General features: G+C 70.0%; 20 protein-coding genes. 12 read left to right on the forward strand and 8 right to left on the reverse strand.

The features are described 5' to 3' along the window. Positions 1-283: 283 nt before the first annotated feature. From SACE_RS32380 to SACE_RS32395, 4 genes are all read right to left on the reverse strand, one after another. Positions 284-1,405 (reverse strand): glycerate kinase, encoded by a 1,122-nt coding sequence (locus tag SACE_RS32380; RefSeq protein WP_011875134.1) that lies wholly within the window; start codon positions 1,403-1,405, stop codon positions 284-286. 191 nt (positions 1,406-1,596) lie between these two features. Continuing rightward, positions 1,597-3,300 carry a glyoxylate carboligase gene (gcl, locus tag SACE_RS32385; protein WP_011875135.1) on the reverse strand — a complete coding sequence of 568 codons (1,704 nt, stop codon included), beginning with the start codon at positions 3,298-3,300 and terminating at the stop codon, positions 1,597-1,599. Between the two features lie 335 nt (positions 3,301-3,635). Beyond that, positions 3,636-4,514, reverse strand: a complete 879-nt coding sequence (locus SACE_RS32390) for a 2-hydroxy-3-oxopropionate reductase (RefSeq protein ID WP_009943335.1) — start codon at positions 4,512-4,514, stop codon at positions 3,636-3,638. A gap of 28 nt (positions 4,515-4,542) precedes the next feature. Further along, on the reverse strand, positions 4,543-5,331 hold the full coding sequence (locus SACE_RS32395) for a hydroxypyruvate isomerase family protein (RefSeq protein WP_009943334.1): 789 nt from the start codon (positions 5,329-5,331) through the stop codon (positions 4,543-4,545). A 387-nt stretch (positions 5,332-5,718) separates the two neighbouring features. Here SACE_RS32395 and SACE_RS32400 point away from each other — a divergent pair, with 387 nt between their 5' ends. The 8 genes from SACE_RS32400 (at position 5,719) to SACE_RS32435 (ending at position 11,177) form a co-directional block, all read left to right on the forward strand. Continuing rightward, complete coding sequence (locus tag SACE_RS32400) at positions 5,719-5,976, forward strand: thiamine-binding protein (protein ID WP_009943333.1); 258 nt, start codon at positions 5,719-5,721, stop codon at positions 5,974-5,976. Positions 5,977-5,980: 4 nt separating this feature from the next. After that, positions 5,981-6,346, forward strand: coding sequence for a helix-turn-helix domain-containing protein (locus SACE_RS32405; protein ID WP_009943332.1), 366 nt, complete (start codon positions 5,981-5,983; stop codon positions 6,344-6,346). A 426-nt stretch (positions 6,347-6,772) separates the two neighbouring features. After that, positions 6,773-7,297 carry a 2-oxo-4-hydroxy-4-carboxy-5-ureidoimidazoline decarboxylase gene (uraD, locus tag SACE_RS32410; protein WP_009943331.1) on the forward strand — a complete coding sequence of 175 codons (525 nt, stop codon included), beginning with the start codon at positions 6,773-6,775 and terminating at the stop codon, positions 7,295-7,297. Then, on the forward strand, positions 7,294-7,632 hold the full coding sequence (gene uraH, locus SACE_RS32415; protein ID WP_009943330.1) for a hydroxyisourate hydrolase: 339 nt from the start codon (positions 7,294-7,296) through the stop codon (positions 7,630-7,632). The genes uraD and uraH overlap by 4 nt, the downstream gene beginning before the upstream one ends. Before the next feature lie 7 nt (positions 7,633-7,639). Continuing rightward, the gene (pucL, locus tag SACE_RS32420; RefSeq protein ID WP_009943328.1) at positions 7,640-8,530 is read left to right on the forward strand and encodes a factor-independent urate hydroxylase; all 891 of its coding nucleotides are present in this window, start codon (positions 7,640-7,642) and stop codon (positions 8,528-8,530) included. Between the two features lie 288 nt (positions 8,531-8,818). Further along, positions 8,819-10,222 carry a nucleobase:cation symporter-2 family protein gene (locus tag SACE_RS32425; RefSeq protein ID WP_009943327.1) on the forward strand — a complete coding sequence of 468 codons (1,404 nt, stop codon included), beginning with the start codon at positions 8,819-8,821 and terminating at the stop codon, positions 10,220-10,222. Positions 10,223-10,374: 152 nt separating this feature from the next. Then, positions 10,375-10,761, forward strand: coding sequence for an HD domain-containing protein (locus SACE_RS32430; protein ID WP_011875136.1), 387 nt, complete (start codon positions 10,375-10,377; stop codon positions 10,759-10,761). Then, complete coding sequence (locus SACE_RS32435) at positions 10,743-11,177, forward strand: type II toxin-antitoxin system VapC family toxin (protein WP_031334196.1); 435 nt, start codon at positions 10,743-10,745, stop codon at positions 11,175-11,177. The genes SACE_RS32430 and SACE_RS32435 overlap by 19 nt, the downstream gene beginning before the upstream one ends. A 44-nt stretch (positions 11,178-11,221) precedes the next feature. Here the strand turns inward: SACE_RS32435 and SACE_RS32440 are convergent, their stop codons facing one another. The 3 genes from SACE_RS32440 to SACE_RS32450 form a co-directional block, all read right to left on the reverse strand. Continuing rightward, entirely contained in the window at positions 11,222-12,472 is a 1,251-nt protein-coding gene (locus SACE_RS32440; RefSeq protein WP_011875138.1) for a hypothetical protein, read from the reverse strand. A 137-nt stretch (positions 12,473-12,609) separates the two neighbouring features. Further along, positions 12,610-12,795: a DUF397 domain-containing protein gene (locus SACE_RS32445; protein WP_009943323.1), complete on the reverse strand. Its 186-nt coding sequence runs from the start codon at positions 12,793-12,795 to the stop codon at positions 12,610-12,612. Beyond that, a complete protein-coding gene (locus tag SACE_RS32450) occupies positions 12,788-13,621 on the reverse strand; it encodes a helix-turn-helix domain-containing protein (protein ID WP_009943321.1) in 834 nt (277 codons plus the stop codon). Before SACE_RS32450 ends, SACE_RS32445 begins: the two co-directional genes overlap by 8 nt. A 199-nt stretch (positions 13,622-13,820) precedes the next feature. Between SACE_RS32450 and SACE_RS32455 the strand changes: the two genes are divergently transcribed. Further along, entirely contained in the window at positions 13,821-14,054 is a 234-nt protein-coding gene (locus SACE_RS32455; RefSeq protein ID WP_009943320.1) for a hypothetical protein, read from the forward strand. Here SACE_RS32455 and SACE_RS32460 read toward each other — a convergent pair. Continuing rightward, entirely contained in the window at positions 14,038-14,829 is a 792-nt protein-coding gene (locus SACE_RS32460) for an MBL fold metallo-hydrolase (protein WP_009943319.1), read from the reverse strand. The two genes, SACE_RS32455 and SACE_RS32460, sit on opposite strands and share 17 nt — an antisense overlap. Before the next feature lie 60 nt (positions 14,830-14,889). Between SACE_RS32460 and SACE_RS32465 the strand changes: the two genes are divergently transcribed. The 3 genes from SACE_RS32465 to SACE_RS32480 all read left to right on the forward strand — a co-directional run bounded on the left by SACE_RS32465 (position 14,890) and on the right by SACE_RS32480 (position 17,512). Beyond that, positions 14,890-15,273 (forward strand): winged helix-turn-helix transcriptional regulator, encoded by a 384-nt coding sequence (locus SACE_RS32465; RefSeq protein ID WP_011875139.1) that lies wholly within the window; start codon positions 14,890-14,892, stop codon positions 15,271-15,273. A 97-nt stretch (positions 15,274-15,370) separates the two neighbouring features. Then, a complete protein-coding gene (locus tag SACE_RS32470; RefSeq protein ID WP_009943317.1) occupies positions 15,371-15,880 on the forward strand; it encodes a cupin domain-containing protein in 510 nt (169 codons plus the stop codon). Positions 15,881-16,606: 726 nt separating this feature from the next. After that, a complete protein-coding gene (locus tag SACE_RS32480; protein WP_009943315.1) occupies positions 16,607-17,512 on the forward strand; it encodes a serine/threonine-protein kinase in 906 nt (301 codons plus the stop codon). Positions 17,513-17,755 lie beyond the last annotated feature (243 nt).

Here is a 17,755-nt window from a genome sequence, read left to right on the forward strand (position 1 = left end):
ACGTGCCGTTTTACGGAATTCTGCGTCGTCGAGTCGCCCCAGTCAAGGCTGGCCGAACCGGAACGATCCACACGCGACGAACCCACCCAAGGACGTGTTTCAGATGTGGCTTGCGCAGTGGGTCGCTTGGCGGAACCTCAGCCGCCTTCTCGATTCGGGATTTCCGACTGACGTATGTCCGCGCGGCGTCGAAGCCGTCCTCGCGAGAAGACGGCTGAGAACCCGCGGGTGGTCCAGCTGAGTCCCACACCCGCAAGCGGCGCCACCGCTTGGGGAACAGGACCTAGAGCCACTCGCGTGCGATGCGTTCGCCGACGCCGACGAGCAGTTCCGCGCCCTCGCGCATGCTGCGTTCCGGGTCGGGCTCGACGTCGGCGAGGGCGTAGGCCGCCGCGAAGCCGGCGTCGTGCAGCCGCTGCGCCGGGAGCAGGCAGCGGCCTGCGACAGCCACCACCGGCACGCCCGCCGTCGACGCGCGCGACGCCACGCCCGCCGGGGCCTTGCCGTGCAGGGTCTGCTCGTCGAGCGAGCCCTCACCGGTGACCACCAGCCTCGCGCCCGCCAGGCGGCGGTCGAAGCCGACCAGGTCGAGCACCACGTCGGTGCCGGGGCGCCGCCGGGCGCCGAGCACCGCGATGGCCGCGAAACCGACCCCGCCCGCCGCGCCCGCGCCGGGGTGGCCCGAGACGTCACCGCACCCGGCGGACGACACCGCGTGCGCCCACCGCGCCAGCGCGGCGTCGAGCTGCTCGACCTGCGCGGGGTCGGCGCCCTTCTGCGGCCCGTAGACGTGGGCCGCCCCCTTCGGACCCAGCAACGGGTTGTCCACATCGGATGCGAGCACGACCTCCGCGGAGTTCAACCGCGGGTCCAGGTCTCCCAGGTCGAGCTTGTCCAGCTCCGCCAGCGCGCCGCCGCCCGGCGGCAGCGGGCTGCCGTCGGCGGCCAGCAGCCGCGCTCCCAGCGCGCCCAGCATGCCCGCACCGCCGTCGGTGCAGGCCGAGCCACCGACTCCCAGGACGATGGTGTGCGCGCCCTCGTCGAGCGCTGCCCGCACCAGCTCGCCGGTGCCCGCGCTCGTCGCGGTCATCGGCGCGAGCCGCGCCGGGTCCAGCATCGCCAGCCCGGACGCCGAGGCCAGCTCGACCACCGCGGTGTCGCCGTCGACGGCGATCTCGGCGTCGACCGGCTCGCCGACCGGCCCGGTGACCCGCACCGGCACCCGGCGGTAGCCGCTGGCGATCGCCGCGCTCACCGTGCCGTCACCCCCGTCGGCGACCGGCGCGACCTGCACGTCGACGTCGGCGCGCACCCGGCGCATGCCATCGGCCACCGCCTCGGCGACTCCCGGAGCCGTCAGCGAGCCTTTGAACTTGTCGGGCGCGATCAGGACATGACCTGGCACAACACACTCCACGTTCGACGTAGGAGCGTCCCCCGCCGGACACGCCCGGCACGTGGTCCGGCGGGGGACGCCGAGGGGTACCGGTCCGATTGCAGCCGATACCCCCGCCTGGGGGAAGGGGCGCTCGCCGGGACACCACCGCGCGTCCCGGCGAGCGACCCGGTTCCGGACTCCGCCCGAGCCCGGAGCTCCTACAGGTTGGGAACCTCTTCCGGCTCGATCATCGCGTCGATCCGGATGCCGCGCGGGGTGTTGGCCTCGCGCTCGATCATCACCTCGACCAGGACCGGGCGGCTGGTCGCGACCGCCTCCTTGCGCGCCCACTCGATGGTGTCGGCGAGGTCGGCGGGGTCGATCACGCGCCGCCCGGAGCAGCCGTAGGCCTCCATCACCTTGACGTTGTCGGTGCCGAACTCGTCGTAGTGGATGTCGACCTCGGTGTTCATGCCGAACGCGTCGCCTTCGGCCTGGCGGATCAGGCCGAGGTACTCGTTGTTCAGCATGATGATCACGAACGGGACGTTGTACTGCGCGGCGACCGCGAGTTCCTCGACCAGGAACTGGAAGCCGTAGTCGCCGACCACCGCGGCGACCTCGGCGTCGGGCTTGGCCGCCTTGACGCCGATCGCCGCCGGGATCTCCCAGCCGAGCGGGCCCGCCTGACCGCAGACCTGGTAGTGCCGCGGCTTGTGCGCGGACTGGAACTGGCCGGACCAGATCTGGTAGAGCCCGATCGCGGTGACGAAGTAGGTGTCGGGGTCGAACAGGGCGTTGATCTCGCGGAACACCCGCGGCGCCTTGATCGGCACCGTGTCGTAGTCGTCCGGGCGGGTCAGGGTGCGCTTGAGCTCCACGACACTGGCCACCCACTGCGCCCGGTCCTTCGACGCACCGCGCCGCTTGACCGCGTCGAGCAGAGCCCGCAGGAACAGCCTGGTGTCCGACACGATCCCCAGGTCGGGGCCGAACACCTTGCCGATCTGCGTGGGCTCGATGTCGACGTGGATGAACTTGCGGTCACCGCGGTAGACGTCGATGGCACCGGTGTGCCGGTCGCCGAAGCGGGCGCCGAGCGCGAGCACCAGGTCGGACTCCATGAACGACTGGTTGCCGTAGCGCTGGCTGGTCTGGATGCCGGTCATGCCCGCGAACAGCTCGTGGTCCTCCGGGAAGGAGCCCTTGCCCATCAGCGTGGTCTGCACCGGCACGTTGAGGAGCTCGGCCAGCTCGCGCAGCTCCTCGTGGGCCTCGCCGAGGATGATGCCGCCGCCGGCCAGGATCAGCGGCTTCTCCGACTCCAGCAGCAGGTCCAGCGCCCGCTCGACGCGCGGCAGGTGCGGCTCCACCGCCGTGACCGGCAGCGGCGCGTCGATCGACGGGTCCCACTCGATCTCCTGCTTCTGCACGTCCAGCGGCAGGTCGATGAGCACCGGGCCGGGACGGCCGGAGCGGGCGATGCGGAACGCCTCGCGGAAGATCCACGGCGCCTGCGCGGCCTCCTTGACCTGCACCGCCCACTTGGTGACGGGCTTGGCGATCTCGACGATGTCGACGGCCTGGAACGCCTCCTGGTGCAGCTTGGTGGAGACCGCTTGGCCGGTGATGCAGAGCATCGGGATGGAGTCGGCCTGCGCGGTGTAGAGACCGGTGATCATGTTGGTACCGGCGGGCCCGGACGTGCCGATGGCGACGCCGACCTTGCCGTTGGTGCGCGCCCAGCCGTCGGCCATGTGCGTCGCGCCCTCTTCGTGGCGGACGATCAGGTGCTTGATGTCGCGGTGCTCCATCGCGGCGTAGAGCGGGAGGATCGCCGCGCCCGGGCAGCCGAAGGCGACGTCGACGCCTTCGGACTCCAGGACGTCGACGACGGCCTGCATGACAGGAACTTCGGGCATGGTGTATACACCTCTCGGGTGCGGGTGCTCCCGCACTGGCGCTGGTGCGGTCTGGCGCACCGACGCCGGTCGCGGTTCACCGCATCGGCAGCGGTGCGGTCGTCGCCGCATCGATCTGTGGCGCGGGTGGGCGGTACTGGATGCTTGGCGGCTGCAGCCGCCCACCCGTGGCCGGTGGGAGTTCCGGGGTCCGCGAATCCGCTGCGGGATCCGCCGTCTTCACGGGCCGAGTCGTCTCGGCCGAGCCCCTGGCGTGGAACGTGGTGAGGAAGCGGCGCCGCGCGGGTTCGAGTGTGTGCGGACGAGGCGTCCCGCCCCGCACGGCGCCGCGGGTCTCACGAGCGCCCGCTGAGCTGGGCGATCTGCTTGAACAGCCCGGAGTGGTCGAGCTTGCCGTCGCCCTGGGCCTTGGCGGCCGCGATGAGCTGGGTGACCAGGGCGCCGATCGGCAGCGCGAGCCCGGCGCCGCGGGCGGCGGCCTCCAGGTTGCCGAGGTCCTTGTTGTGCAGCTCGATGCGGAAGCCCGGCGAGAACTCGCGGTTGCGCATCTTCTCGCCCTTGGCGTCCAGGACGGTGCTGCCCGCCAGGCCACCACCGAGGGCGCGCAGGCCGGCCTCGGTGTCCACTCCGTAGGCCTCCAGGAAGATCAGCGCCTCGGCGACCAGGCCGATGTTGCCGGCCACGATGAGCTGGTTGGCGATCTTCACGGTCTGGCCGGAGCCGGCAGGGCCGACGTGCACGATGGTGGTGCCGACGGCCTCCAGGATCGGCTTGGCGGCTTCGAAGGCGTCGGCCTCACCGCCGACCATCAGCGACAGGGTGCCGTCGATGGCCTTGGGCTCGCCGCCGCTGACCGGGGCGTCGACGACCCGGACGCCCTTGGCGGCACCGGCCTCGGCGACCTTGACCGAGGTGTCGGGCCGGATGCTGCTGCAGTCGATGAACAGCGCGCCGGGCCGGATGTGGTCGAAGACGCCGTCCTCGCCGAGCACGGCGGCGTCGACGTCGGGCGAGTCGGGCAGCATCGTGATGACGACGTCGGCGTCCTTGACGGCCTCGGCGATGCTCGCCGCACCCCGGCCGCCCTGCTGCACGAGAAGGTCGATCTTGTCCTGGGTGAGGTTGGTCCCGACGACGTCGTAGCCGGCCTTCACCAGGTTCGCGGCCATCGGGCTGCCCATGATGCCCAGCCCCACGAATCCGATCGTGGTCATGCTCTTACCTCCGTGTGTTTCCTCGCGCTCAGCGCTTGATCCAGCCGAAGCTGTCGGCGCTGGCGCCGCTGGGCTTGTACTCCAGCGCGACGTGGCCCCGGTAGCCGCCGGCCTGGAGCTTGCCGAGGTAGTGGTCGAAGTCGATCTCGCCGGTGCCTGGCTCGTTGCGGCCCGGGGCGTCGGCGATCTGGACGTGCCCGATCACGCCGCCGTGGCGGTCGATCACCGCGTCGAGGTCGTCGCCGTTGACCGTCAGGTGGTAGAGGTCGAACAGCAGGCGCAGGTTGTCCACGCCGCCCTCGTTGTGCACCCGGTCGATGACGGCGAGCACGTCGGCGGCGGTCTTGAGCGGGTACGCGGGCGCCCCGCTCACCGGTTCGACCAGCACCGTGCCGTCGACTGCCCGCGCGGCGCGGACCAGGCTCTCCGTGGCGACCTTGTCCTGTTCGGCCGGGTCGACACCGTCGATGCGGTTGCCGTAGAGGGCGTTGAACGCGCGGCAGCCGAGCGCCTCGCCGATGCCGGCGACGACGTCGACGTTGTCGGCGAACTCGCCCGCACGGTCCGGGTCGGACAGCACTCCGCGGTCACCGGCGGGCATGTCGCCCGCGAAGAAGTTCAGGCCGACCAGCTGGACGCCGGCGTCCTTCACCGCGCCGACGAAGCGCTCCACCTCGCGGTCGGACGGGACGGCGACCGGGAAGGGCCACCAGAACTCCACCGCGTCGAACCCGGCGGCCTTGACCGCCGCGGGCCGCTCCAGGACGTCGAGCTCGGTGAACAGCAGGGACGCGTTCACGGCGTACTTCAGATCCACGGGCACCTCCTCCGGGAGTCCTCCGGTGCGATTCCGCTGCGATCCCCGAGATCAGAGATTCCGTATCGCGGAAGGCTTATTTCGTACAGCGATAGACTAGCGAGCAACCGCCTCCGGGTCAACGCTTTGTTGAACCGGGTTTTCGGGTCCGTCCACGCGAAAAGGGGCAGGTAGCGGATGCTCCTGCCTCTTCGCCCGGCCCTGGTGGCCGCTTGTTGAACCGGGCCCGCCCGCCAGCCGTCAAGCGCGCGCAGCTCATCCGTATGGTGGAACTCCGTTTTCGAACCTGAACGCGGAGTGCGCACGCCGGTCCGGGCAGTTCCCGCCGGGACCCCGGGCCAGGTCGCGGCGGGCTACCGTGCCTACCGTGCACCCGGAGGTCCCGAGATGATCCTGAGAGCCGAGTTCACCACCGAGCCGTTCGAAGGCGAGGGTGAGCCGCCCGCGCACGCCCTGGCCGCGCGCGACCGCCTGCGCGAGGCGGGCCTGGAGCCCGACTTCGGCCCGCTGGGCACGTCGATCACCGCCGACCGGGAGACGCTGCTGCCCGCGCTGGCCGCGGTGGTGGAGACCGTGCTCGACGCCGGGGCGCACCGCATCACCCTGCAAGTCACCGTCGACGGTGCCCCAGTTGAGGAGTCCTAGGGCCGTGCATCCGCTCGCTACCGCGATCGCCCCGCTGCTGGAGCAGATCGGCGCCACCGCCGTACCCGCCGAGCAGCGCGCGCCCGGTGACGTCGTCCTGTACTGGGAGGGCGCGCCCGCCGTCGCCGTGCGACTCCCCGGCGAGGAGCTGACCAGCGCCCTGGAACGCATGATCGCCCAGGTCGAGGGCGAGCTCGGTGCCGCGCTGCCCGACCTGCCCCGCGCCGACAAGCAGCGCGCGGTGCGCCTGCTGGAGGAACGGGGCGCGTTCACCCTGCGCAAGTCGGTGGAAGCGGTCGCGAAGGCGCTCGGCGTCAGCCGCTTCACCGTCTACAACTACCTCAACCGGGAGCAGCCCGGGCCCGGCTGACCGGCCCGCGGCCCTCGCCGGGCACGTCGGCGATCGCACCTCACCGAGGGATACCCGGTGACCGCCCGCATTCCTTTGCATCCGCCGCGCCTCTTCGACGGGCGGCCGCTCCAGCACGCCGCGAGCAGTTTCGACGCGCCGCCACCTCTCCGTTCGATTACCTTCGGCGACTGTCGGTGCACCTTGGGTAGCAGCACAGTCCGTTAGCTGCGCTAATCGTTGGCGAGGTTGTGCGGTGGCACAGTTCCGACTCCCGGAATTTCAACAAAGTGTTGACGCCGCTGCCGAGGCGGCCGTAGCTTCTCGTCTCACCAAAGCTTGCGACCGAGGCCACACCACCGCGCCGACCAGCATGTTCGGACCTCGGTGTCCGCCGCCGACACGCAGACCCGGTCGCAGGCCAGCGTCTCTCGTGGGGAAACTCCAATGCCACCTTCACCTTCCGGGAACGGTTCCGGGCCGGACGGGCTCAACGCCCTGCCACGCCCGGAACTGGTCAAGCGGCTGCTCGCCTGCCTGGACGTGCAGCGCTGGGCGGACGAGGTCGCCGACCGGCGGCCGTTCGCCTCGACCGCCGAGATCTACCAGGCGGCCGACGACGCCGCGCGGGAGCTGACCCGCGAGGAGATCGACTCCGCCCTGGCCGCCCACCCCCGCATCGGCGCGCGCGTGCAGGGCTCGGACACCTCCTCGTCGTGGTCCCGCAGCGAGCAGGCCGGTGTCGACGCCGGCGACGCCGCGCTGCAGGAGGCGCTGCGCGAGGGCAACGAGGAGTACGAACGCCGCTTCGGCCACGTCTACCTCGTCTGCGCCAGCGGCCGCAGCGGCGCCGAACTGCTGGAGATCCTGCGCTCCCGGCTCGGCAACGACCCGGAGGAGGAGCTGGGCATCGTCGCCGAAGAGCTCCGCAAGATCGCACGACTGAGATTGGCGAAGGTGGTCGAAGGATGACGAGTCACGTCACCACGCACGTGCTGGACGCGGCCAGGGGCCGGCCCGCGCAGGGCGTCGCCGTCCGGCTGGAGGGCGCCGACGGCACCGACTGGATCTCCCTGGCCGCCGCGGAGACCGACTCCGACGGCCGGGTCAGGGAACTGGGGCCGGAGCAGCTGGAGGCCGGGGACTACCGCCTCACCTTCGCCACCGGGGCCTATTTCGAGCGGCTGGGCACCGACTCCTTCTACCCGCAGGTGCAGATCACCTTCCGGATCACCGATCCCGAGCAGCACTACCACGTGCCCGTGCTGCTGAGCCCGTTCTCCTATTCCACGTATCGAGGGAGCTGATCACCCCATGGGCATCGTCATGGGCCCCAACCAGTACGGCAAGGCCGAGGTCCGCATCGTCTCGGTCAACAAGGACACGCCGCGCCACACCATCAAGGACCTCAACGTCTCGACCTCGCTGCGCGGCGACCTCGACGCGGTGCACCTCACCGGCGACAACAGCAACTGCCTGCCGACCGACACCCAGAAGAACACCGTCTACGCCTTCGCCAAGGAGGCGCCGATCGGTGAGATCGAGGACTTCGCGCTGCGACTGGGCCGCCACTTCGTCAACACCGCCGAGGGCATCACCGGCGCGCGCATCCTCATCGACGAGTACTCCTGGGAGCGCATCCCGGTCGGCGGCACCGGCCACGACCACTCCTTCGCCCGCTCCACCGACGAGAAGCGGACCACCGCGGTCACCATCGACGGCGACAAGGCGCACGTGGTGTCGGGGCTGAAGGACCTGGTCGTGCTCAAGTCCACCGGCTCGGAGTTCTGGGGCTACCCGAAGGACAAGTACACGACGCTGGCCGAGACCGACGACCGCATCCTGGCCACCGCGGTCACCGCCCGCTGGCGCTACCTGGGCACCGACCTGGACTGGGGCAAGAGCTTCGAGTCCGTGCGCGCCACGATGCTGGAGGCCTTCGCCACCACGCACAGCCTCGCGCTCCAGCAGAGCCTGTACGAGATGGGCAAGCAGGTGCTCGACGCGCACCCCGAGGTCGCCGAGGTCCGGCTGTCGCTGCCGAACAAGCACCACTTCCTGGTCGACCTCAAGCCCTTCGGGCTGGACAACGACAACGAGGTCTTCTACGCCGCCGACCGGCCGTACGGGCTCATCGAGGGCACCGTGCTGCGCGACGACGTGGACCCGGCCCCGCAGGCCTGGTACTCGCTAGCCGAGTTCTGACGCGCGCGAGGGGGCTGCCGGGACGACCTGGCAGCCCCCTCGGCCATAGCGGCACCCACAACGGCAAGGGCACCTCTCCACAACTGCTTCCGCGATGGAAACGGTGTCTCATTTCCTCGTATACGCAAGGAAATACATCCAACACCCGGCATTGATAGTGACGTGATCTGATTCGTCCCAGCGGCCCTGGAGTTCCCGATGGCCCTCTTCAAAGTCCGCCGAAACCGTGGCATTCGCATCGGCAGAACCGGCGCGCATCCCGTAGACGAGGTGTTACCGCCCGGCAAGATGCTCTTCGCCGGCATCCAGCACGTCGCCGCGATGTACGCGGGCGTGGTGGCCCCGCCCCTGATCGTCGGCGAGGCGCTCGGGCTGCCGCCGGTGCAGCTCACCCTCCTCATCGGCGCGAGCCTGCTGACCGCGGGCATCGCCACGGTGCTCCAGTCCGTCGGGGTGTGGCGCATCGGCGCCCGGCTCCCCTTCGTCAACGGCGTCACGTTCGGCTCGGTGGCTCCCATCCTGGCGATCGTCGCCCAGCAACAGCAGCAGAACGCGCTGCCGGTCATCTACGGCTCGGTGCTCATCGCCGGTGCGCTGGCGTTCCTGGCCGCCCCCTACTTCTCCCGGCTCGTCCGGTTCTTCCCGCCGCTGGTCAACGGAACCGTGATCACGCTGATCGGGCTGTCGCTGATGCCGGTGGGCATCAAGTGGATCGCCGGGCAGGACGCCGAGGCACCGGACTACGCGGCGATGCCCAAGATCGCCATCGGGGCCGCGACGCTGGTGCTGGTGCTGCTGCTCAACCGCTTCCTCCGCGGATTCCTGCAGCGCATCGCGCTGCTGGTCGGGCTGCTCGTCGGCACGCTCGCCGCCTGGCCGATGGGGCTGGTCGACACCACGACGTTCGAGCAGGCGCCGCTGTTCAACGTGCCGACGCCGTTCCAGCTCGGGACACCGGTCTTCGACATCACCGCGACGCTGTCCATCTGCATCGTGATGCTGGTGGCGATGATGGAGAGCACCGCGGACATGATCGCCCTCGGTGAGATCGTGGACCGCCCCGCGGACGAGAAGCTCATCGCCGCCGGGCTGCGCGCCGACGGCGCGGGCAGCGCGGTCAGCGCCGTCTTCGGCGGCTTCACCTGCAGCGCGTTCGCGCAGAACATCGGTCTGGTGGCGCTGACCGGCATCAAGAGCCGGTTCGTGGTGGCCACCGGCGGTGGCGTGCTGGTGCTGCTCGGGCTGTTCCCGGTGCTGGGCGCGGTCGTCTCGCTGGTGCCGCAGCCGGTGCTCGGCGGTGCCGCGCTGGTGCTGTTCGGGTCGGTAACCGCCAGCGGCATCAAGACGCTGAGCAAGGCGGGCCTGGGCGACCCGTTCAACGCGCTGGTCTTCGCCGGTTCGCTGGCGGTCGGCATGGTGCCGGTCATCTCGCCGGAGTTCTACGAGCACTTCCCCGCCGCGCTGCGCACCGTGCTCGACTCCGGCATCAGCACCGGCTGCATCGCCGCGCTGCTGCTGAACCTGCTGTTCAACAGCTCCCGCCAGCGGCGGGAGATGCAGGCCGCGCCGGAGGACGGGGCGGCTCCCGTGCTCTCCCCGGAACCCGGCGTCCAGGACCCCGACGCCGTCCCGGCCCCGCGCGAGTCGGAGAGGGACGCCGACCCGGTCAAGGGCACCGGGCCGGGCCGCTGAGTCGGCGCGCCGACACCGGTCGCGTAGCGACACGCCGCGCCCGCGTCGCGGCACACGGCACGGAAGGGCGGGTGCTGGTTCCCCGGCACCCGCCCTTCTTGCAGGGCAGGACAGCCCTAGCAGCAAGTTGCCACCGGCGGTAGCATGAAGACATGAGCGCCCTCCCGCACGAGCCCCCTGGTGGAGAGCTGTCTGAGACGGCTCACCGCCTGGCGTGGTTGTCGACTCAGCTTCATGACGCCGGGAAGATCTCCCCCGAGTTCCGACGAGCGGTGGAGCAAGTCGCCGCCTCCGCAGGCAACGTCCGCGCTCTCGGCAGGGCGCGCAAGGTCAGCGTCTCCATGCCCGAAGAGCTGACCTCCGCCGTGCAGGAGCGAGTCGGCCGAGGCGCTTTCAGCCAGTACGTCACCGATGCGGTCGCGCGCCAACTGGAGCTCGATCTCCTGGCCGAGCTCTCCGACCTCCTGGAAGCCGAGCACGGTCCCATCTCCGAAGAAGACCTCACGGAAGCAAGGGCGGCATGGCCGGACGTCGAGTAGCGGGAGGAGGCACGCTCGTCCTCGACAGCGAGGGACTGTCGAAACTCGCGAATGGCGACGGCCGGGCCCGTGCGTACCTGGAAACCGCGCGCACGCGGCGTGCCAGAGTGGTGATCAGCGCCATCACGCTTACCGAGGTACTCCGGGGCGGTCCGCGCGATGCCTCGGTGCACCGTGTGCTCTCCCGGATTTCCGTGCTTCCGGTGACAGCGGAGATCGCTCGCGCGGCGGGCGAACTCCTGGGCACGACCGGGCTGTCTGGTCATCGCTGCGCGATCGACTCCATCGTGGCTGCTACAGCTCTCGGCCTCGCCCGTCCTGTCGTCCTCCTGACCAGTGATCCCGACGATCCCAACCGGCTCATCGACGAGCCGGAGCGCCCGAAGGACGAGCGCGTGGTCGTGGTGCACGTTTGAATTCCCGCGCCCGTTCTGGTCACTGACCAGGCGCCCTTTGCAGGTCAGCCGGCGCCGTGGCCGCGGTGGACGCACAGCAGTTGGTCCTTCGTCCCGTGCTTCGGGTCGCGGTAGGCGGTCAGGGCGGGCGTGGCTTTGCTGTAGTGGTTGGGCAGGGCCTGGTCGGGGGTCCAGGTCTCGCCGTTGAAGGACGTCCACCACAGCTTCTCGTCGCTGCTGCCGCGGTGCACGCAGTACAGCGTGCCGTTGAGCACCGCGAGCGCGGGCGACGTCGCCGAGAAGTGGTTGCCCAGCGGCGCCGGGGCCGTCCACTCCACGGGTTCGATGTTCAGCTTGGACCAGTACAGGCGCGTGTCGTCACCAGTTCCCCGGAAAACGCAGTACGGGACGTCGTTCAGCACCGCGAGGGCGGGGCCGTCCGCACTGCCGAAGCCCATCTCCCGCCGAGGCGCCCAAGCACCGTGGCCCTGGAGCCAGCTCCACCACAGCCTGTCGCCGTCGACGTCCCGGTAGGCGATGAGCGGGAAGTTCCACGACGCCATCGCGGGAACGGCCGAGGTGCGGAAGTCGATTCCCAGGTTCACCGGGCTGCCCCAGCCTTCGCCGTCGCGGGTCCACACGATCATGTCGCCGAACCCGTCCGAACCGACGCGTTGGAGCATGCGCAGGGTGCCGTTGTGCTTGGAGAGGGCAACCCCCGTGCTGGTGCTGACGTCGTCCGCCCTCCGGTCGCGCGACCACTTCTCCACGTGGGGGTCCGCCGCGTGGTCGAACGAGGTTTCGTACAGGGCTTCCCGGTCGTCACCGGCACCCGGGTGGCTGCAGAGCAGCTTGGTCTGGTGCCACACCAGCGCGGGCACCGACGAGCACGCCTGGTCGTTGGCGAAGCGGGTGTCCGGGCTCCAATTGCCCTCTTCCTGGTCGAAGACGGTCCACCACAGGTGCTCGTCGTCCGGCTGCGGCTCGACCCACCTGGTCGGGATCAGCATCGTCGGCGAGACCCACGGCGAGTTCAGGACCACCCCGTACTGCCCGCCTGCGACCGCCTTGATCCACAGCCCCTGGGCGATGATGGCCGCCTCCAGCACTTCACCCAACCCGGCGATCAGCGAGACGGCTTCTCCGACGAGTTCCCGGATCTCGGTCACGGCCTCCGCCGCCTCGTGGTTGAGGAAGATCCGGAATCCCCACCAGTGCGGCTGGGCCGACACCGCCGGTCCGGACCGGGTCAGCAGTTCCCGGGGCGGGCCGACCTCCCACGTCACCTCACCGTCCGGCGAAGACGGTCGTGTCACGGCGGTCCTGGAATCCTCGCGCTGCGTCATCCCGCATCCCATCGTGGACGGCATCCGACGCAGCCGATTCTGGGACGCATCCGGCGGACGGCAACGCGGGTGACCCGCACGTGGCCGAACGTCACCCGGGTCGGCGCTCAGCGGTCGAAGCGGCCCGCCTTCACGCGGGAGAGGAAGGACCGCCAGCGCACGGCCGACACGGCGAAGTGCCCGGCGTCGGGCGCCTTGGAGTCGCGGACGAGCGTGACCTCGGGCAGGACCGCCGTCTCGACGCACTCGTGCCCCTGGCTGTAACTGCTAATGCGCCACTTCGGCTCAGTCATCCGTCAGCCCTTCAGCGATCTTGCGGATGAGGGCGTTCGAACCTGCCTCGTCCAATGCACTGCCCTCCAGCAGCCGCGACGTTTCCACAAACGGCGCCACTTCTGAAGAGTCGGTGACGAACACGCCGAGCATGAAGGCTTCGACGAACACGTAATGACTTCCGTCAGCGAGTTCGTAGAGCACGAACGGGCCTCCGTTGGCCGGGCTCTGCACGGCATCGAACGGGATCACACGCACGCTGACGTTGTTGCGGCGCTGGAGCACGAGCAACTGCTCCAACTGCTCGCGCAGCATTCTCGGGTTGCCGAGGGTCCGGTGCAGCGCCCCTTCTTCGATGAACATCGTCAAGGTGGGCGCGTTCGGCCGGGACAGAACCGCCTGTCGCCCCAACCGAGTCGCGACCTTGCGCTCGGTCTCGTCGCGATGCGTTCCGAGCACTGTGCGGGCGTAATCGGCGGTTTGGGCCAGCCCGGGAACGAGCGCGACCGCGGAATACGTCATGGAGACCGACTCACGTTCGAGCACCATCAGACTCGCGACGATGTCCGAGACCCGTGCGCTCTCCAGCCACGCGGCGGCCTCGCCCACCTCGCCGACCCGTTCGATCAGCTCCCGCTTGGCTTCGCCGGTCACCCCGTACAGGGCGCACAACGCACTCATCTCGTCGCGGTCCGGGACTCTGCTCCCCAGTTCGGTCCTGTTGACCGTCGACGCGGAAAGCCCGAGCGACGATGCCACCGAACGGGTGGTCATCCCGGCCTCTTCACGCAACTTCCGCAGTTGCACGCCTATCCCGATCTGACGCAGCTTCTCGGATCGCTTCATGGCGTGACCTCGGCCTTCATTCGGCGACTCGTGTCACGAGAGGGACGAGAACCCCAAAACTGGCCCGCTGACCTGCACTGTCCCAAATTCGTTGAAACGCAGGCTATCGATCTAGCTTCTCCTGCGTCATCACCCCGTCGTGCGGTTGAGTCGAAGGAAGGTCGCCATGTGGCCGAATCCGTACCGTGTTGAGACGCCGATGGCGTTCTGGATCGTCGGGGTGGGTGAGAAGGTGCGGCACGCCACCGACATCCGCCCCGGTGCGGCTCCGGCGGGCGACTGGATCCCGACGCTGTGCGAGGTGTGGATCCGGGTGCCGTTCTCGACCGTCATCGGGCAGGAGCCGAAGTCGAAGGACGTCACCGAGCGCTGCCCGAACTGCACCGAGGCGGTGTCCCAGCGGAAGTACCGCGACATCAACTGGGACTTCTGACCGCCCGGTCGAGCTCCCACGGGTCGTGCGCCGACACGATCGTGAGGTCGGCGTCGCCGGCGATCGCGCGCAGGCGCTCGACGCCTGCGAGGCGCTTCGCGCGGTCGTCCTCGACGCTGCGTTGCAGTTCTTCCAGCACCGGCGGGGCCGGTTTGGACGGTGTCTCGATCTCGACGTGGCTGTAGTAGGTGTCGCCCGCGTGCAGGAGCCACCGGTCGCCCTGGTCGATGGCCACCCCGACGTGCCCGTGGGTGTGACCGGGCATCGGGACCATCAGGAGCTCCGGCGGAAGGCCGTCGAACTGGCGCACACCGTCGAAGCCGCGCCACCGCTCACCGCCGTCGGGGTAGACGACCCAGTTCGGGCCGTGCGCGAAGTGCGCCTGCGGGTACTGCGACACCGCCGTGGAGGTCGCCAGGCGGTGTTCCACCTCGTGCACGTGGACCGCCGCGTGCGGGAAGTCGGGCAGGCCGCCGGTGTGGTCGATGTGCAGGTGCGTCAGGATGACGTGCCCGACGTCGGAGGGCGCGAAGCCGAGCCGTTCGACCTGCCGGACCGCGGTTTCCTCCGGGTCGAGCTTCGGCCCGGCCCAGTCCACGAAGTCGCCGAGCGTCTCCTGCGGCCGCCGGACGTTGATCATGCCGAGCCCGGTTTCTAGCAGCACCAGGGTCTCGTCGGTCTCGATGAGCAAGCAGTGGCAGACCGCGGATGCCGCGTCGGTGTCCGTCGAGGGATCGACGGTGAGCGTGCCGCAGTTCAGGTGATGTGTGCGCACAATGGTTCCCGGAGTTCTTGTTGCCGTGACTGGCCGAAGACGACGCTAGGAGGCGCTTTCGTGGCTCACCAAACGGTTGGTCACCGGGCCGTGGCCCCGGACTACGACGATTTCCTCGGCGACTGCAGCGATCCCGAACGCAGGCGGCCGAACCCGAGTTGCCCGGTCGAGGTCACCCTCAACGCCCTGCGCGGCAGGTGGACGGCGCTGCTGATCCGGGAGTTCGTGCGGGGCGAGCGCAGCTACACCGACCTGGCGAGTGAGCTTCCCCATCTCTCGGACAAGGTCCTGTCCGATCGGCTGGCGCAGCTCACGTCGGCCGGGGTCCTCGAACGGCGGCGGACGGCGTCCTGGCCGCCGCGGGTCAGCTACGAGCTGACCGAACGGGGCCGTGCGCTGCTCCCGATCCTGCAGGCGATGCAGGACTGGGGCGAGAACCGCTGACGCCAGGACGGGCCGGGTGGCATGGCCGGCAGCCCATCGCAAGCGGACTGAAACCGCGCCAACAGCTCCTTGGAACGGGAAGGCAGGAGGGGACGAGATGTCGTATCCGGAGGTCCGCTACTTCGGTGAGAACGGAGAGCACAGTGCGGCTTTCCGGCCCGCGAGCACCCCGCCGGACCTGGTCATCCGGTCGGGCACCGAGAGTGGCAAGGGCACCGAGGTGCACTACCTCGGCACCGGCGGTACGACCGACGGCCGGTTCGGCCTCTACCGGTGGGAGATGGGGCCGAACCCGTCCGGGCCCGCGCCGCACTTCCACCGGACGATCTCGGAGTCCTTCTACATCCTCTCCGGCACGATGCGGCTGTTCGACGGCGAACGCACGATCAGCGCCACGCCGGGCGACTACCTGCACGTCCCGCCGGGTGGCGTGCACGGTTTCCGCAACGAGTCCGGCGAACCGGCGTCGATGCTGCTGCTGTTCGCTCCCGGCGCACCGCGCGAGGCCTACTTCGAGGAACTCGCCGCGATCGCGGCCGAAGGTCGCCGGCTCACCGAGGAGGAGTGGACCGACCTCTACCGGCGCCACGACCAGTACATGGTCTAGCCGATCGCGTCGGGGTACTCGGCGGGAACCGGTGCGGTGGAGCTCCGGTCGGCGAAGCGGGCGAGGAGCTTGAGCGTGTTCTGCGAGCTCGAACTCGGAGCGGCGCACGCGGTGGAACTGCCGTATGTCTTCGACCGCCTGGACCTTCCCGCGCTGCACGCCCCCGTGGTCTGCTCGGCTGCGCCGGACCACCCTCCGGGCTCGCCACGCGCATGCACGGCGCGTGGGTGAGCTTCGCCCGCACCGGCGACCCCGGCTGGTCCCGGTCGGAGACCCATCGCTTCACCGGACTGGCGTGAACACCGATTCCGCCTTCCTCGCGTTCGGCCCGGTCCATCGCCGAACCTCTCGCCGCGCCGCCTCCGGCATCCACCTGCCCGAAATGCCTCGACCGAGCCGCCGGAAACCGCGACAATGATCACCCCGGGGAACCTCCCGACCGTGCCCACCGTTGGCACCACGAGATGTCCGGCGACACCGCCGGCACAGCCGTCGAGACAGGAGCCAGGCAGATGAGCTTCGGCAAGTTCTTCAAGCACTTATCGCCCGCCAAGCACGTCCACGGCTCGCACAGCAGCAGTGGTGGCCACCGCAGGCGCGGCAGCAGCAGCGACCACCGCCGCCGCCACAGCAGCAGCGACCACCGCAGGCGCAGGCACAGCAGCAGCGACCACCGCTCCTACCGCAGGCGCAGCCACAGTTGACGGCCGAGCAGAAGGGGAGCCGGTGCTCGTCGATTCGCTGAGTTACTACTACAGCGAACAGGAACGGGACTGGGGGCCGCCCGGCGAACCGCTGGAGCCGGGCGAACTGCTGGCCCCCGGATACCGGGTCGTCGAGCACCTGCGCCGGGGCAGCCGGCTGGACGTCTACGACCTTTGGAGCGAGGAACGGGCCTGCCGGTGCGTCGGCAAGACCCTCCGCCCGGAGCGCGCCGCGGACGAGACCGCGGCGGGGTGGTTGCGCAACGAAGGACTGCTGCTGACCACGCTGACGCATCCGCACCTGGTGCGCGGCTACGAGACCGTGCTGACGTCCGAACCCGCGCGTCCGGCCGTCGTCACCGAGACGCTGCCCGGCTTCACGCTCGGGTTCCTCATCGACCAGCACGGCAGGCTGCGCGCGATGGACGTCGCGGTGCTGGGCATTCAGCTCTGCTCGGCGCTGGGCTACCTGCACCGGCAGGGCTGGGTGCACCTCGACGTCAAGCCGTCCAACGTGGTCGAGGCCGGCGGCAGGGCGGTGCTGCTGGACCTGAGCCTGGTGTGCCGGGTCGGGGACCGCAGCTCCGGCGGCACCTTCGACTACCTGTCTCCGGAGCAGGCGCGCGGTGACGAGATGACGCCGGCCGCCGACGTCTGGGGGCTAGGCATCACGCTGTACGAGGCGTTCTCCGGCACCACGCCGTGGGCGGAGTTCTCGCACCGGGAGAAGCGCGGCGACGGCACCCGGCGCTACCCGCAGACCGAGTCGCCGGCCGCGCCGCTGCGCACGCACCGGCGGATGCCCGCCGTGCTGTCGCGGACGGTCGACGCCTGCCTCGACCAGGACCCGGCTTCCCGCCCGACGGTCCAGGAGGTTTCCGACGTGCTCCAGACCTGGTCGGGAGTCGACCCGGCCAACGCGGAGTAGCCGCTGACGCGGGAGACGAAGGCGGAAACGGGAGCGCCGACGGAAACGGGAGCGGGGACGGAAACGAGGGCGGGGACAGAAACGGGGGCGGGGACGGACGCGGAATCGGTGACGGACGCGGAACCAGGGCCGGAGACGGGCGTGGTCCCGTAGCCGAAGACGGAACCGGAAGCCGCCTCAGAGACGGAACCGGAACAGATCCCTGAGAGACGGAACCGGAACCACGATCAGTCCGAAGCAGGC

This window comes from Saccharopolyspora erythraea NRRL 2338 (assembly GCF_000062885.1).
Taxonomy (GTDB): Bacteria; Actinomycetota; Actinomycetes; order Mycobacteriales; family Pseudonocardiaceae; genus Saccharopolyspora_D; species Saccharopolyspora_D erythraea.